This window comes from Paenibacillus sp. 01T47 (assembly GCF_056398245.1).
The window spans coordinates 33,443-48,136 of the sequence record NZ_JBFTPA010000003.1 but is presented as its reverse complement, the minus strand read 5'-3'; the positions used below and the strand labels follow the sequence as shown (position 1 = coordinate 48,136).

At 45.7% G+C, this 14,694-nt stretch carries 16 protein-coding genes; 3 read left to right on the top strand and 13 right to left on the bottom strand.

The window, feature by feature from the left end; translation table 11 throughout:
• The first annotated feature begins 37 nt into the window (after positions 1 to 37).
• The 3 genes from AC1DOV_RS07610 to AC1DOV_RS07600 all read left to right on the top strand — a co-directional run bounded on the left by AC1DOV_RS07610 (position 38) and on the right by AC1DOV_RS07600 (position 2,063).
• On the top strand, positions 38 to 475 hold the full coding sequence (locus AC1DOV_RS07610; protein ID WP_477549625.1) for a DUF2621 domain-containing protein: 438 nt from the start codon (positions 38 to 40) through the stop codon (positions 473 to 475).
• 156 nt (positions 476 to 631) lie between these two features.
• The gene (locus AC1DOV_RS07605; protein ID WP_339207515.1) at positions 632 to 1,117 is read left to right on the top strand and encodes a hypothetical protein; all 486 of its coding nucleotides are present in this window, start codon (positions 632 to 634) and stop codon (positions 1,115 to 1,117) included.
• A gap of 43 nt (positions 1,118 to 1,160) precedes the next feature.
• Positions 1,161 to 2,063, top strand: a complete 903-nt coding sequence (locus AC1DOV_RS07600) for a TIGR01777 family oxidoreductase (RefSeq protein WP_477511551.1) — start codon at positions 1,161 to 1,163, stop codon at positions 2,061 to 2,063.
• A gap of 9 nt (positions 2,064 to 2,072) precedes the next feature.
• On the opposite strand, the gene AC1DOV_RS07595 is transcribed toward AC1DOV_RS07600, so the two are convergent.
• The 13 genes from AC1DOV_RS07595 to AC1DOV_RS07535 all read right to left on the bottom strand — a co-directional run bounded on the left by AC1DOV_RS07595 (position 2,073) and on the right by AC1DOV_RS07535 (position 14,641).
• Positions 2,073 to 3,641: a DUF6382 domain-containing protein gene (locus tag AC1DOV_RS07595; protein WP_477511552.1), complete on the bottom strand. Its 1,569-nt coding sequence runs from the start codon at positions 3,639 to 3,641 to the stop codon at positions 2,073 to 2,075.
• A 31-nt stretch (positions 3,642 to 3,672) separates the two neighbouring features.
• Positions 3,673 to 4,185 (bottom strand): A24 family peptidase, encoded by a 513-nt coding sequence (locus AC1DOV_RS07590; RefSeq protein ID WP_477511553.1) that lies wholly within the window; start codon positions 4,183 to 4,185, stop codon positions 3,673 to 3,675.
• 33 nt (positions 4,186 to 4,218) lie between these two features.
• Positions 4,219 to 5,190, bottom strand: coding sequence for a TadE/TadG family type IV pilus assembly protein (locus AC1DOV_RS07585; protein WP_477511554.1), 972 nt, complete (start codon positions 5,188 to 5,190; stop codon positions 4,219 to 4,221).
• Positions 5,156 to 7,420, bottom strand: coding sequence for a hypothetical protein (locus AC1DOV_RS07580; RefSeq protein WP_477549624.1), 2,265 nt, complete (start codon positions 7,418 to 7,420; stop codon positions 5,156 to 5,158). Before AC1DOV_RS07580 ends, AC1DOV_RS07585 begins: the two co-directional genes overlap by 35 nt.
• 51 nt (positions 7,421 to 7,471) lie before the next feature.
• Positions 7,472 to 8,197, bottom strand: coding sequence for a TadE/TadG family type IV pilus assembly protein (locus AC1DOV_RS07575; RefSeq protein ID WP_477549623.1), 726 nt, complete (start codon positions 8,195 to 8,197; stop codon positions 7,472 to 7,474).
• A gap of 12 nt (positions 8,198 to 8,209) precedes the next feature.
• Positions 8,210 to 8,395: a Flp1 family type IVb pilin gene (locus AC1DOV_RS07570; RefSeq protein WP_441879304.1), complete on the bottom strand. Its 186-nt coding sequence runs from the start codon at positions 8,393 to 8,395 to the stop codon at positions 8,210 to 8,212.
• Between the two features lie 25 nt (positions 8,396 to 8,420).
• Positions 8,421 to 9,305 (bottom strand): type II secretion system F family protein, encoded by an 885-nt coding sequence (locus AC1DOV_RS07565; RefSeq protein WP_477549622.1) that lies wholly within the window; start codon positions 9,303 to 9,305, stop codon positions 8,421 to 8,423.
• An 18-nt stretch (positions 9,306 to 9,323) separates the two neighbouring features.
• Positions 9,324 to 10,196, bottom strand: coding sequence for a type II secretion system F family protein (locus tag AC1DOV_RS07560; protein WP_477511558.1), 873 nt, complete (start codon positions 10,194 to 10,196; stop codon positions 9,324 to 9,326).
• On the bottom strand, positions 10,193 to 11,428 hold the full coding sequence (locus AC1DOV_RS07555) for a TadA family conjugal transfer-associated ATPase (protein WP_441879437.1): 1,236 nt from the start codon (positions 11,426 to 11,428) through the stop codon (positions 10,193 to 10,195). The genes AC1DOV_RS07560 and AC1DOV_RS07555 overlap by 4 nt, the downstream gene beginning before the upstream one ends.
• Positions 11,418 to 12,593: a P-loop NTPase family protein gene (locus AC1DOV_RS07550; protein ID WP_477549621.1), complete on the bottom strand. Its 1,176-nt coding sequence runs from the start codon at positions 12,591 to 12,593 to the stop codon at positions 11,418 to 11,420. Before AC1DOV_RS07550 ends, AC1DOV_RS07555 begins: the two co-directional genes overlap by 11 nt.
• Positions 12,594 to 12,774: 181 nt before the next feature.
• Positions 12,775 to 13,173 (bottom strand): nucleoside-diphosphate kinase, encoded by a 399-nt coding sequence (ndk, locus tag AC1DOV_RS07545; protein WP_076271032.1) that lies wholly within the window; start codon positions 13,171 to 13,173, stop codon positions 12,775 to 12,777.
• A 35-nt stretch (positions 13,174 to 13,208) separates the two neighbouring features.
• Entirely contained in the window at positions 13,209 to 14,009 is an 801-nt protein-coding gene (locus AC1DOV_RS07540; protein ID WP_076271031.1) for a pyruvate, water dikinase regulatory protein, read from the bottom strand.
• Positions 14,006 to 14,641: a CBS domain-containing protein gene (locus AC1DOV_RS07535; protein WP_076271030.1), complete on the bottom strand. Its 636-nt coding sequence runs from the start codon at positions 14,639 to 14,641 to the stop codon at positions 14,006 to 14,008. The genes AC1DOV_RS07540 and AC1DOV_RS07535 overlap by 4 nt, the downstream gene beginning before the upstream one ends.
• Between the last annotated feature and the right edge of the window lie 53 nt (positions 14,642 to 14,694).

Here is a 14,694-nt window from a genome sequence, read left to right as displayed (position 1 = left end):
AATACGGTATAATTCATTATTGAGGTGAAAGACACGTATGAAAGTTGCCCCCGACTGGTTTATGTATTTTATCGTTTTTTGGGCGGTCGTCATGGTTGCGGCTATGTCGATTGGCGGATTTTTCATGTTTCGAAAATTTCTCAAGGTGCTTCCGATGCGAGACGGCAAGTCTAAGCTCGATTGGCAAAACTACTGGGTAGATCGCAGTCGCAGCATGTGGAATGATGATTCCAAAAGTTTGCTGGACGAGCTTGTTTCCCCAGTGCCAAGCGCTTTTCGTGATATAGCTAAACATTCTATCGCAGCCAAGATTGGTCAAGTGGCGATTGAACATGGCGCATCATCCGTTACGCGCGAGCATTGTATCGAAGGTTACATACGAGCAACTCCTAAACGTGATTACCGTAGTCTTGTTACTTTTCTTGACCGTCAAGGAATCGACTATACTCCCTATATGCATCTACTTAATAAATAAGTTTAAGCCGCATCAGTGCGGCTTAAACTTATTTATATTTAATCATCAATTAATGCCCCCCTTATATACATGCTTCATACTCGTATTTTATGGTTATATATAAAAATGTAACCTAATACTCATCTATTTCGTTATTAATTACAGGAGGTGGTTCTCATGATGAACTCATCGAAGCGAAGAAGAAACAAAAAAGCAGCTACAGCAGGAGCCGTTCTTCTCGCTGTTATGCTCGCAACATCCGCATGTGGCGGTGGCAATACTAATGCAGGAAACGAACAGCAAGGCAGTCCAACCGACGGACCAGTTATTACTCAGTTGCCAGAAGATAATGGTGTCATTGATCCTGATCTTTCTTCACCGGAACCGACAGATACTGCAACAAACAATAACGGTACGATCGAGGATCCAGCAGCGCCAAACAAAGTGAATGAAGGTATTTATAGCGGTCTAAGCGACTCGCACTCTATAGAAATAGAAACAGCTGCCGGTGCAATTGCACTTCAAGTAACAGATGACCAAAAAAGCACGTTAGAAGCATTACCGGACGATGCTAAAGTGAAATTTGAGTATTCGGAAAAAGCCATTGAAGGTGAAGCGACCCTCAAACAAAATTGGTTAGTTAAAATTGAAGAAATAAAGTAATCAATGAACTGAAGTAATGGGTGAATTGAAGGAGCGAACGAGGATGCGGGTTGCAATAGCTGGAGGAACTGGGTTTATCGGAAGTGCGCTTACCAAGGCTTTGCTTGAGAGAAATGATGAGGTATGGATTATTTCCAGAACTAGTTCTAAAAATCAATCCAATCGCACTGGGTTTAACCAATTAACTTGGGATGAACTCGAAGTTGCTCCTGCTTTGCTGGAAGGCATAGATGCCATAGTCAATCTCACAGGTGAATCCATTAATCAAAGATGGAATCAAGCTGCCAAGAAGCGTGTCATGGACTCAAGACTAACAGCAGCCGCCCGCATCTCAAAGCTTGTACAATCGCTCGAGCACAAGCCGCCGCTTGTCATTAATGCATCCGGCATTTCTGCGTATGGCATATCAGCAGACGGTATTTTTGATGAATCAAGCCCGACTAAAGTTACCGATTTTTTATCCGAAGTCGTTCAGAAATGGGAACAGGCCGCAGACAGCATACCAGCTGAGCGGCTTGTTAAGCTTCGTGTGGGCGTTGTTCTAGACAAAAAGGAAGGCGCTTTTCCTTTAATGGCTATGCCTTATCGCTTGTTCGGCGGAGGTAAGATCGGCAGCGGCAAACAATGGCTGTCTTGGATTCATCTCGAGGATATGATTCGGCTAATCCTATTTATTTTGGACAACAACTTTATTGATGGACCCATCAATGCTTCTTCACCTGAACCTGTAACAAATGATTCATTTGGTCGAGCCATTGGCAAAGCAATGGGCCGGCCTCATTGGTTCCCGGTTCCAGCTTTTGTGATGCGAACTTTATTTGGTGAAATGTCCACACTTCTATTAGACGGACAGCGAGCTTTGCCAAGCAGAGCGCTTGAAAACGGGTTTGTGTTCCGCTATCCAACGGTAAATAGTGCAATGGAAGAACTTGTAGGACAAGGTTAGCTTCATTTCTTATTCCGATTTCAGCACATACGCTGGTCCTTGCTCGCCTGCAAGATGGATGACATCTCCTATCGATAGCTTATAGCTTTTATAAGGGATCATCATTTGTCCATTTAGCAGGCTTCCATTCCGGGAACCTAAGTCTTTCGCTTTATATTCACCCTCTAAGATTTCAATTTCCAAATGAAGCCGCGATATACCGCTTGCCCCCTCTGCATAACTTACCTGCTCTCCCGAACGCCCAATTTTAAAGCTTCCTTCTTGTAATTCTATCCTGTTCTCCTGACTCTTCCACCTCCTTTGGAGCCATACTGACGATTCACCTAAACCCTCCAATGACTGATTATTTCCTAGCAATACTGTTGGTTCTGCTATATGAGAAACGGGATTTGCTGCAACAACATGCAGCGAGGCCGCCGACTGAGACTCGAATAATTCGCTCTGATCCTCTGGCGGTTTAATAGCTGGCGCCTCGACAGAATCATCATTTGCATGAGCACGATTAAGCCCTGGAAATAGTCCAGAGTGGAACGATGACTCTTCTATCATTTTTTCCGATTCGTCGTAGTCTGCTTCGTCATTTGTTTTCTTTTTCCAAACTAGCATAACGGCTGCTAATAACAGCAAGGAAATGCCCGAGCTGATCAATAAGCTCTGCCTACCAGCAGCTTCAAAATAAACAAATCGCCAAACACATGCAAGTGCTACGACAATAATTGCTGTTCCGATCCATTTTTTCTTTGTTTCCGGTTCATCGTCTTCCCTATCCAAAGGGTCAGCATACTGTTTTGAAAATAATTCATGATCCTTAAACTCTTCCATTATCGGGGCGGAGTATGAACGCAATGAAGGGTTTGGTATTTGAACCCGCCCTTTTTCATCGCTATTCGTCAACTCAGATCGCTGCTGCCAATCTAATAGTGGATTTTTTTGCGTTGGAGCAGGTTTTGCTGCTTGCTGCATCTCCGGCTTCTCTATTGCCTCGTATCGCTGGTTCGATGAAGATGAAGCTTCCCCTATGAGTTCCAACAGCGTCGCCCGCAGCTCTTCAAGAGGCCATCTCTTGCCGAAATGCTGAAGCACACGCTTTAATCCTTCCCCATCAATGCGGTCTACATAAGAGGTGAAACGCACAATTAACGCCAAGAGATCGCCCGCTCCTTTTGTTTGTTCAGCAGTCCCCTCCATTATTGGAATATAAGCAAGCCGTATATCATGAAGCTTTTCTCCAATAAAAATATATTGTTCATCAAGCAGACAGCCCTCTGGCCGCAGCATATAATGCCTGCATTCGAATAACGCATCCGCAACGCCTAATATTAGCATGTAGTATTGCTCCATCGAGAGCTGCTGTTGCTGCAGCCTGTGCAAAAGCATTCTCATTCCTGAAAGCTTGTATCGGAATGTAACCTTGCTATCCAGCTCGAACCAATCAATAGGCAGCAGATAGGGAATTCGTTCGCTATGAAGCATATGAAGCTCAATTTCATCAAGTTCGCTTCTATACAAGCCACTCTCTCGATCAATAATCATCTCATGCGACTGATCCATAGCAAAATCAATCCGAAAGCTTTTCATTTCTCAAATTCCCCCCTTGTAACATGAAAACTTAGCTGAAAATGGACCATACGGTAACAGCAGCGGGTGCAACCGCCAACATAAACGGAAATTTTTTGCCTGATTCCGCCCATTGCAGCCACTGAAGCTTCCTATACCCTGCCACTGGCACGACAAATGCGGTTACATCAGCAGCCATTCTTTTCCCGAATGCACGATTTACAATGACAAGAAACACGCCAATTGCACCAGCATATAAGATGGCATAAAACATCATCTGCAACACCAACCATACTCCCACCCAAGCTCCCAATGCGCCAAACAGCTTTACGTCGCCAGCACCTATTCCTCGGGCAAGATGAAGCAGCAGCAAAGGAATAAATCCGGTTAAAGCGCCAACTGCTGCAATTGCAGCTCCTTCCAAACCGCTGATAGCAGTATGATAAATAAATGCAGCGGAGAAAAAAGTCACAGTCAGCCAATTCGGTATAATTTGAGCCTTTAAATCCGTATAGAGAGCAATCATTAAAAACACTGCAACAACAGCTATTACAATAAACTCCATGGCGACTCCCCTCCAAGGCGGCTAAGTCTTTCCTTACTTTCTATCGCTGCTCTTCTCAACGACAAAATGCATCGACACTTGATTGTTTTCCTTATTCACCTCTGAAGCTTTAAGCTCCCATGTGCCAGGAGTTGTATTTCCGGATACATGCCAGGTCCATTTGATATAGCCATCTGGATCGGCAACTGCTTCACCAAGATGTTTCGCTTTGCTTGAGCCGCTTTTATAAGTAACACCCAAAGAAATCGCAGCACCCGGCAGCGTTTTCACTGTAACGGCAGCTTTCTTGCCAGGTCGGAGCGGATTTGGCTCAATAGAAACGATTTGTATCGGAATGTTTTCTTGATCATTTTTGTTTTCACCATATCTTGCTGGTGCGGCGTCACTTATCCAAACACGTTCGGAGGCTTGCTCTTTAAGGACAATCGGTTTACCGTAAAAAGGCAGCTTTAACGGAAAGTCATATTCCACCTCGATAGCTAGATTCGGCTCATGCTCTTTATTTAGATCCGGAAGCGATAACCAGCTCAGCCTTATCTTCTGGGGATCAATAATGGCTGCATCAGAAAGTTCACTTATTAACGGCTGAATAACAGATCTGCCTATTTCAGTAGCGGCCATATTTTGAATCGGACGAAAATCTCCTCGCAATGTAGATGAAACCAAAGCTCCTGCGGGTGAAGGCAGCCATTCAGCCGCTTCTGCGGCAATCTCACTCCATGAAGATAAAGGAATATTTCCTTTGGAAGGCAGCGGAACGACGGCTGATGCCTGCTGCCAAGCAAGTTCTACTGGATAGATATGTGCCGCCATTTGCCTTACGGTCTGAGAAGCAGCAGAATGCAGTGCCAACTGTACCGCACATAAACGAATGAGCATGACGAAGACTAGCAGCACAACAATAACCATAGGCATAACTAATGCAGCTTCTACGACTATCGAACCTTGTTCCTGCTTAAGGCGTCGACATTTAATAAGACCAGCCCATCGTTTGTGTCGTTTCATAACGGTTGCCTACAACCTTTCCTTCCAGAAGTCCGACTGCTCCCAGCGTCCGAATTAATCCGGGTATGAACCAAAGCTCCATCGAAACGGCTGCTTCTCCTGTCACTCCGCTCGGGACTGCAGAGAGAATCGTCCCACTGTTTAGTTCGATGGCTGCAATCATCCGGGCCAGACTTGCCCCATCATCGGCACCATGCATCAGTATAAAAAGACGTAAATAATCCGTATATGAAAGCTCTACTTTTATGTATTTGGAAAGTGGGGCAGACCCTCGTTCAGTGAAAGCAAGCATATCCTCGATCGATTTCTCTAATCCATAAATAAGCGCAGCTGATAAGATAAGCAATGGATGGCCTAATGATTTGCTTTCAAGCAGCCCCTCCATCGTTCTCACAGCCAGTCGAGCCGCAAATAATTCACCATATGCAGCAGCTATATTCCCTACTGGATTGTTGAAGCCATAAATAATATATTCCGCTTCCTGATTATGAAATGAAATGGCATGTGACAACTCTGATATTTCTCCTCCAGTCATCATCGAACGTAAATGCTGAGGAGCAAAAGAAGTGAAGCGTTGAATAACGTATTCACCAAAGTATAATGAATCTCTCGTTTTCTCTAGCATCCCGGCCATACCTGAGAACAATCCACCCATAAGCGTATTAGACTGCTCTGCTGCCATATGCGCATCACTTGCCTTCTCCATGTCGACAGTCTCTATTGCTACATCAGTCTGCTCATTGAATAATAGGTTATCGTTATAACGAAGCTGTACCTGTTCGAACACCTTTTGATGTTCTTCCATTTGCGGGATACTTGTCAGTCCATGCAGCAAGCTGCGTGCCTGATTCCAGAGAGAACCGGCTTGCTCCTTTTGCTGTTTAAGCTGTTTCGATATCTGACCCTGATCGAGTGCTTTCTGTCGATCAACGATGATACTAGCAGGTCGAATATATTTCTGTTCATATGCCCCATAAGCAAGACGCAGGCTTGTGACGCTTTCAAGCAATGTATCAGCAGTTATGCTCTTAACAGGCTTAACTATAGAGGCAAGGCTGCTGGACTGATATGCCCCTGCTTCCATATCGATTGAAGCAGCAGACGAGCCCTGCGCCTCCACCTCCTGACGGTACTCCGTGAACCATCCATCCGTCTTTACAAGCTCATCCGCAGCTTTCCTTACCTGCTCAATGTCGGAAGCAGCATCAGCGGGAACCTGATGCTGTTCAGTATTTGTTGCCTTATGCTTGGACACCGTATCATATCCACTATGCTGAGGCTGTTGATTAGCTTGTTGAACAATTCTCAGCATATCGTCATTAAATGCTCTTGCAGCTTCCAGCTCCTGTATTGCTTCTCCCTGAAGCTTCACATGCTGTCTATGTATTTCATCACTCACTTTGCGCAGCTCCATAGCAAAAGCTCTCACTTTCTCCTCGTATGCTTCTATTTCAGCTGTATACATTATTTTCTGCCCGGCAGTTAACGATTGATTATATATAACTTTGGCTGCATATGAGCTGTATTCCCCCGCAATGCTCAGAGCAGAATTCCCCTCTATTGCTACTACATCTGGCTGGACAGAAATTAACATAGAAATACTGCTTCCACTTATCGTCGAAGCCATCTGCTTTTGCAATTGAAGTACATTCGCTAGATGAATTTCCCGTTTCTCATAAAGCTTCCGCATACTCTCTAGCAAACTTATTGCAATCGATGCCTCCTTCATTGCACCTGCCATAGGTACAAACCTTGCTGCGAGATCCAATGTAAAATCTACTGGCGCCTTATACTTCATTTCTTCGAGCACCTGTCTTGAGAATACATTATGGCTGCCTAGAAACGTCGCTGCGTGCAGTGCGGCAGCATCTGACTTAGCGCGAACCAGCTTCATCCCTGATCGACCCGAGTCATCTGCTGTTTCTGTATTCGCCGTCATCATTTCCTCGAATATGATTTGACCGTCTGTACCACCACGGCCGAATAAACCATATCGCTCATATAGAACAGCATCATAAGCAGAGAGTACAGATCTTACGCTTGACCTTACAGCATCCTCTGTTAACTTATGCAGAGCCGCAATTCGGGCATAATCAATAAGCAAAGAGAAAAACAAAAGCAGCGAGGATAAAACAATAACCGAAAACACGGTCACTGCCCCATTTTCTCGAAAGAAAAGTTTGCAAATATACTGCCGATAACGATGCTTCAAATCTTTTTTTATGCTCACTGCTGCCTGCACCTCCATCGGAACCTTTCAAGCCTTATCTGTTCCGCTACATTATGGCTTTGTCGCCTTCCCCTTACCTTTATAAGTATCCAGCACTTGACCAGCCTGAGACTTTGCTTGCCCCGCTCCTCCAGCCCGATTTGCAAACCTTGATGAATAATAGCGTACGAGATCAACACTCCGAATAAACTCAGTTGGATCAACAACCGTGGAAGAGGCTGCACTTTTGGGTTCACGCTTCAACCAGCTTTTCTCAATGGATTCAGCCGATAAAGGCTCCTTCAGTTTGACTTTGATCACTCTTCTCAGAATGCTGCTTGAATAGCTGATTTCTCCTTCGTATGTTAGGCCTGCTTGTCCCAACCATCTAGCAGACTGCTCTATTTTCCGAATAGCTAAAGCATTCTTTTCTCCATCACCCGTCTCTGCAAGTGGGAGCACGACTTTCGCTGCATCATTTTCTCCTCTCAGTCCAAACAAGCTGCTGAGCACGCCATCCTCGCCAATACGCCAATATAAACCATCATAACTTGGCTCATTGAGCATGCCACTTCTTGCATCTCGATTACTGTTATCCCAGCTGAAAGCCGCACGCTCTGCTGTTGAAGACGCTGCATAATAGACAATGACCTTCTCGTACATGTACATTCCAAATAAAATAAACAACAATATAAGCCCGAACAGCATTGGAAATACGATCGTAGACTCCAGCGTAAAGCTGCCTTGCTCCTTCTTAAGCAAGCGAAGCAGCCCTGCATTTATTCGCAATCTGTTCAAAAGCCTCACCCGCTAACTGAAAATTTTGTCCGCCTCGTCATCTGCTTTGCCCATCAAGCGCTCAATCAGCTCAATAATCCAGTCTTTAAACAACAGTGCAATAATGATGACAACCGCAATAATCAAAATAATTTCAAGCGTCCCTAAACCATCCTCCTCTTTCCAAAATGAACGTAGCGATTGGCTTATTTTTCTCATCCTTCATCTTCCTCCCTAATTTAAGTTAAGACATGAGCAGTACTGCGGGTGCAGCTACCAAAATCATGAGTACTAACAAAATACCTACAAGCGGAAATACAAGCTTTGAGGAGGCTTGCTCCCCGCGCGATCTAGCGATTGCCTTGCGCTTCTCCCATAAAGTGTAAGAGAGCTCTCGCAATGCAAGAATAAAATGCTCTCCACCGCGGCGATAATTCAATAAGAGCACCGTTGTAAAGATCGAAACCTCCTGCACCGCACATCTTCTATTAAACCGCTCCATTACCGTACTGAACGATTGACCGTTGCGAAGCATAGATACCGTCTCTCCCCATTCCTTGTAGAGAGGATGCTGGGTAGCCTCCTTTCCCTCCAAGCATCTTGCTAGCGCTTGCTGTACTGTCTCACCGGCACCGACCAGCAGCATTAACTTGCTGAGCATAACGGGGAGCTCCATAATGATTTGCTGCTTTCGTTCCTCAACTTGCCGCCTTGCATCTACGAAAGGGCGTATCGTTAGCACGATGCCGAACACTACCCCCATGACTAACAGTGTAGGCTCCTGTCCAAGTAAACTCATCCAAGCACAACCTGTTAAAGCAGCATATCCCGTACCTAGAGCAGCAGTTGCTTCACCTTTTGTCCGCTCGATTGACCAGCTGCTATCCTTCAATAAGAGGAGCTTCATATGGTAGCTGCCCATAGGCAGATGCAGCGTATCAAAAAGCTTGAACCGTTCTAGCACACGCATAAAAGGGTCAATCAAACTTAGCTGCATAAGCTGCTGCCGCGTTTGGTCATTCGTTTGTTTTCTACCCATTAGCTGACGCCATATGGCATACAATGCTCCTTTTCCTACCAAGTACACCCAAATCACCGTTAAAGTAACCGGTGCAATTGCCGCGAGCATGCTTTGTCCCCTTTCATCTTACATTCGGATACTCATCATCTTTGCCATCAACCAAAAGCAGAGAAGCAAAAGCAGCAGCGCTCCCGTCAATAGCAAATATCCGATTCCTCCATATAAAGGAGCCATATAGTCGGGTGCAGCTAAGCTTAAAAACGCTAAAAAAACAAAAGGCACCGCCATCATAATTCGACCTTCGAATTTTTTTTGAGCAACCATAACTGCAATTTCCTGCTCAATTTCTAGTTTCTCTCCAATGATGATCGAGGTTTGTTTCATCACCTCAAGCAAATCTCCTCCAGAGCGCTTGCAAGCAGCTAATGCATCAACGAACTGAGTAATCTCATCAATTCCTGCACGATTAGCAAAGTTGCGCAGCGCATATTCTAAGGGCTCGCCGTTATCTAGACGAAAGTGAATGATTTGAAACTCCAGCAGCAGCTCCGTTCGAGCATCAGGGTAAATTAGCTTCAAATCATCGTGAGTAGATAAAAATGCATTTTCAAGAGAGCGCCCTGCTGCAAGCGAGGATGTCAGTGAAAATAAAGCTTCTTTAAATTGCAGCTTCAGTCTCTCCTTGCGCTGTTCCAGAAGAAATTTTCGTCTAATTCTAGGAGCGAGTATACCGAAGCTTGCCGCTGCAAATGAAAGGAACACAGAATGATAGAATAAAAAGACAGCACCATAGAAAATCACAGCTGCGATTAAGGACGTAGTGATAAACTGGTTTCGTTTAAGTGGGTATTGTTCATAATTGGTAAGGGTTCGGCCAGCTCGAAGATTCGCTAGCGTCGCATCGCTTTCCCAGCCGCACCATAAGAGCATTCTCTCTATCCGTCCCCCATGCTGACGATGAAGGCTGCTGCTTTTATTCACGCCGCTTGAATTGTTCATATCGCCACTCCTTCGACCGTTCTTTTCCCAGCAAGCGTCAATTTGTCCATTCTCATTACCGGATTCGCTGTACGTTTTAGCCCGCCAAGCACTCTGCCATTCCGCTCTCCCTCCTCCTCAAAAATAAACAGTGGATTAAGCAATATTTCTCCATCTTCAACGCCAATGACCTCGCATATCTCCGTCACTTTGCGGGTGCGATCACGGAATCTTGATAGATGGATAACAATATCGATGGCTGAGGCGATTTGCTGGCGAATAACGATCACTGGCAATTCTGCTGCACTTAGCACCATCGACTCCAGCCTTGCCATCATATCCTTCGCGCCATTACTATGGCCCGTTGACATGCTTCCGGCGTGGCCGGTATTTAATGCCTGCAGCATATCAAGAGCCTCTCCTCCCCGCACCTCACCGACGATAATGCGATTAGGACGCATCCGAAGCGAGGCACGGATGAGGTCGCGAATCGTAATCTCCCCTTTCCCCTCTGTATTCGCATTGCGCGTTTCCATCGCTACTAGGTTAGGAATGGAGCGAATTTGCAGCTCAGCAGAATCCTCGATCGTAACAATCCGCTCATCCGGCTGGATAAACTGCGACAATGCATTTAAAAAAGTTGTTTTGCCTGTTCCTGTTCCGCCGCTTATAAACATATTGTATTGAGCCCCGACAAGCTCTTTCAAAAACGATGCCGCTTCCTGCGAGAGCGAGTGGAATGCTACTAGCTCCTCCATCGTGAGAGGCTGATCAGGAAACTTCCGAATGGTCATGCATGGTCCTTTGAGCGCAACCGGCGGCAATACGACATGCACCCTAGAGCCATCTTTCAGACGGGCGTCAACAATCGGCGTAGACTCGTTAACGACACGATTCACACTCGCAACAACGGTCTGGATTAGATCCTCGAGCCGCTCTCTACTTTCGAAAGAAACCGGCAAAAGTGTCATTCTCCCTCTTCGCTCCACAAATATTTCTGCATGATGATTGATCATAATTTCACTAATGGAGGCATCCTCCATTAGCGGCTGCAAAATATCAAGACCTCTAAACGAATGAAACAGCCTCCGTACAAGCTTCACTTTCTCGGTTGCGGTAAGAGGATGAAGATCGCACCATTCGAAGACGATCTCTTCTGCTATTCTCATCAGGCTTTCATCTGACAGTGATCCGCTAAAATCAATTTTGGCTCGTACCTTGTTGCGCAGCTCAAGCACCGTTTCATCGCTCAGCAATCGATCCGCCTCCTTCCAAATAAAGCTGCTTGAATAATTGATCTGCAGCTGCTCGATATAACGGCGAAGACAGCAGAGCAACATGGCTTGCTCCTCGCCATTCTGGAATTTCCGGCAGCCCCACCTTGGCGCATGCCATGCCATCAATCTCGTTATGAACGGTATGCTTCGGATTAACCATATGGTTCTTTACGCATTTGAATTTATTGGACAAAGAGCTAAAGCGATCACTCCACTTTTGCGCTCCATAACGCAGGGCCATTTTTTGTTTATCCCTCACAGACGGATTATCGCTTGCAACCCAAAGCACATGATTTGATCGTTCAAAAATAGCAAGGTGCAGCTCATCCAGACCGCTCTCCAAATCAACGACAATCAGGTCATAATGCCCGCTTCGAGCAACCGTACTCACTATTCCGGCCGCATCTTCCTCATTAAGCGTCAATCGATCCTCCAAATTGGTGCACGGGGCTAAATAATCACCCTTAAGCTGCGAATCCCGTTTTCGATGCTCCATAAGCCAATTGACCGACTGCTCCGGCTGTGCCTTGAGTCCATAAAGCAGTTCTGACAAACCCTCCTCTCTCACCCCTCCTTCACTGAGGCCATCTGTATATTGCTGGTTGCGCAGCCAAGCTTCAGAAGAGTTCCACCGCTCAAGGTTCAGATAAAAGGTACGACATTGATGCACACTTGCAGCATGTACCAAATGAAGCGCCAAAGCCGTCTTCCCAACTCCCCCCGACGCCGAATAAACAGATATAATATTCATGCCAGACGGCCTCTCGTAAGCGCCTGACGAAGAGGCAGCATGTCCTATCGCTTGGGAATGAATCTCCGAAAAACGCTTCAGCAGCTGGGGAATGGGTTGATATTGCAAAAGCTCATGCTTCTCCTTGCTCTCTCCCAGCTGTAGCACTAGAGCAATTACAGGAATACCCGCTTGCTCTGCATCCATTTCTGCAAGCAGCTCAGGCTGAGCAGCCAATAAGTCAATCTTGTAGCCTTGCTTCACATAGAGCTTCCAAGAATCTGCGTGCGTGAACGCGATAATCTGCCATTGCTCGCCAAGCTTGCTGCCTTGCATATAATCAGCCAGCCGCTTCAAGTATTCCGGCTCCCTTACCGCCACAGCAAGTTGATATTTGTTCAGCCCTTTCACCTTCCTTCCGCTTAGAAAACACAAAAAAAGCACCGTAGAAGGCGCAGATATCTGCGTCCTTATACGGTGCTTCCGTGTTTGATCATTAACTTTGTTTAAAATTTACCATACCCATATTCCATTCGTCAACTAAGGAATTTTCTGCTGTTTATCTTATTTCTTTAACTTACAATTCCGTTGACTATTGGAAAAAGTTTTTGATCTCGCGCTCTGCGCTTTCGATAGAGTCAGATCCATGAATAATATTGCTAGCTACATCGATTGCAAAATCTCCACGGATTGTACCTGCAAGGGCTTCAGATGGATTCGTTGCGCCAATAAGACTCCTTGCGTTTTTAATAGCGTCTTTGCCTTCCCATATCATAGCAAATACAGGCCCCGAAACGATAAAATCGACCAACTCGTCAAAAAACACCTTTGAGCGCAAATGCTCATAATGTGTCTCGGCTTGCTCTCTTGAAAGGCGCATTACCCTTGCATCTACTAGTTTAAAGCCCTTCTCTTCAAATCGAGCAACAATACGACCTACTAAACCACGCGCGTAACCATCTGGCTTTACCATTACAAACGTTTTATCCATGTTGAATCCCCCTTTGTCTCTATCGGTATAGCCATTTATTTGTTAAGCCATTCAGTAATAATACCTGCAGTCTCTTCAATAGCACGATTTGTAACATCTATAACAGGACAATTCAATGATTTCATGACGGACTCTGCATAATCAAGTTCTTCTTGAATGCGCTCGGTTGTCGCATACTGCGCAGATGCCGGAAGTCCCAGCGTCTTAAGCCGTTCAGAGCGGATCTCCAGAAGATGCTCAGCTTGCATCGTTAAACCTATAATGAGCCTGCCAGGTGCAGGCTTCAATTCTTCGGGAGGATTAACCTCGGGCATTAACGGCAGGTTAGCCGTCTTAATTCCTTTATGGGACAAAAAGATGCTCAGCGGCGTCTTCGACGTTCGAGATACGCCAATCAGGACGACCTGCGCTTGTACAAATCCTCGAGCATCCTTGCCGTCATCATATTTCACAGCGAACTCAATAGCATCCATCCGGCGATGGTAAGCATCGTCAATGGAGTGCAGCAGCCCCGGCTCACGCTTCGGGAAACTCCCAAACGTATCAACGTATGCTTGCATCATCGGTCCCATGACATCAACAGCTCTAACTCCAGCTCTAAAAGCCTCTTCCTTCATTTGCTCCCGAAGCTCCGGCTGGACGAGCGTGTAGCTTATAAAACCGCCAGTACTAGCGGCCTCAGCCACGATACGAATAATTTCATCCTCGGATTTAATATGGCCGTAACGCTTTATTTTCACTTGTTCTGAGGAGAATTGACGTAAAGTCGCCTTTGCAACTGCTTCCGCCGTTTCTCCAACAGCATCGGAGCATACATAAATGATCTGCTGTTTCATAACTCTGGCTCCCCCAATTTCCCATCCATCGCGATGTCCGCCATAAGACGTATAATGTTCGACTTCGATACCCAGCCAGTAACCTCTGGATCAGTCACCTGATCCTCGCGCGGAATGATAACTGGTAAACAATCTACTTGATGAAGCGACATTTTGCGAATCGCTTCCATCACAGATTCGTCGGGCATTAGCGTCACAATATTAGGATAACGGGTCATCACCATACTGATAGGAATAGATGCAGCACCAGCGTTGCCAAGCGTTATTTTCAGCAAATCCTTCGGTGTTACGATTCCAACAAAACGTTTCTGCTCATTAACGATCAGAAGAGTATCTGCATTTTCAGTAAATAACGTAATAACAGCGTCATGCACGGACAACGAGTCCGGAACATTAACGGGAACACCTTGTACTTCTCTCACCTTCATATTGTTCAATTGCTGCAAAGGCTCGCTGCTTGAGCGATAGGTGTTGCCTAGAAAATAACCAACTTTGGGCTTCGCATCAAGCAATCCAAGCATGACGAGAAGTGATAAGTCCGAGCGTAGTGTGGGCCTGCTGACACCTAGAGATTCTGCCAACTGCTCACCTGTAATCGGCGCATGCCTCTTCACAAGCTCAAGAAGCTCCAATTGCCGCGAAGATAATTGAATCGCACTCTCCCCCGTCCTATATATGAGTCATA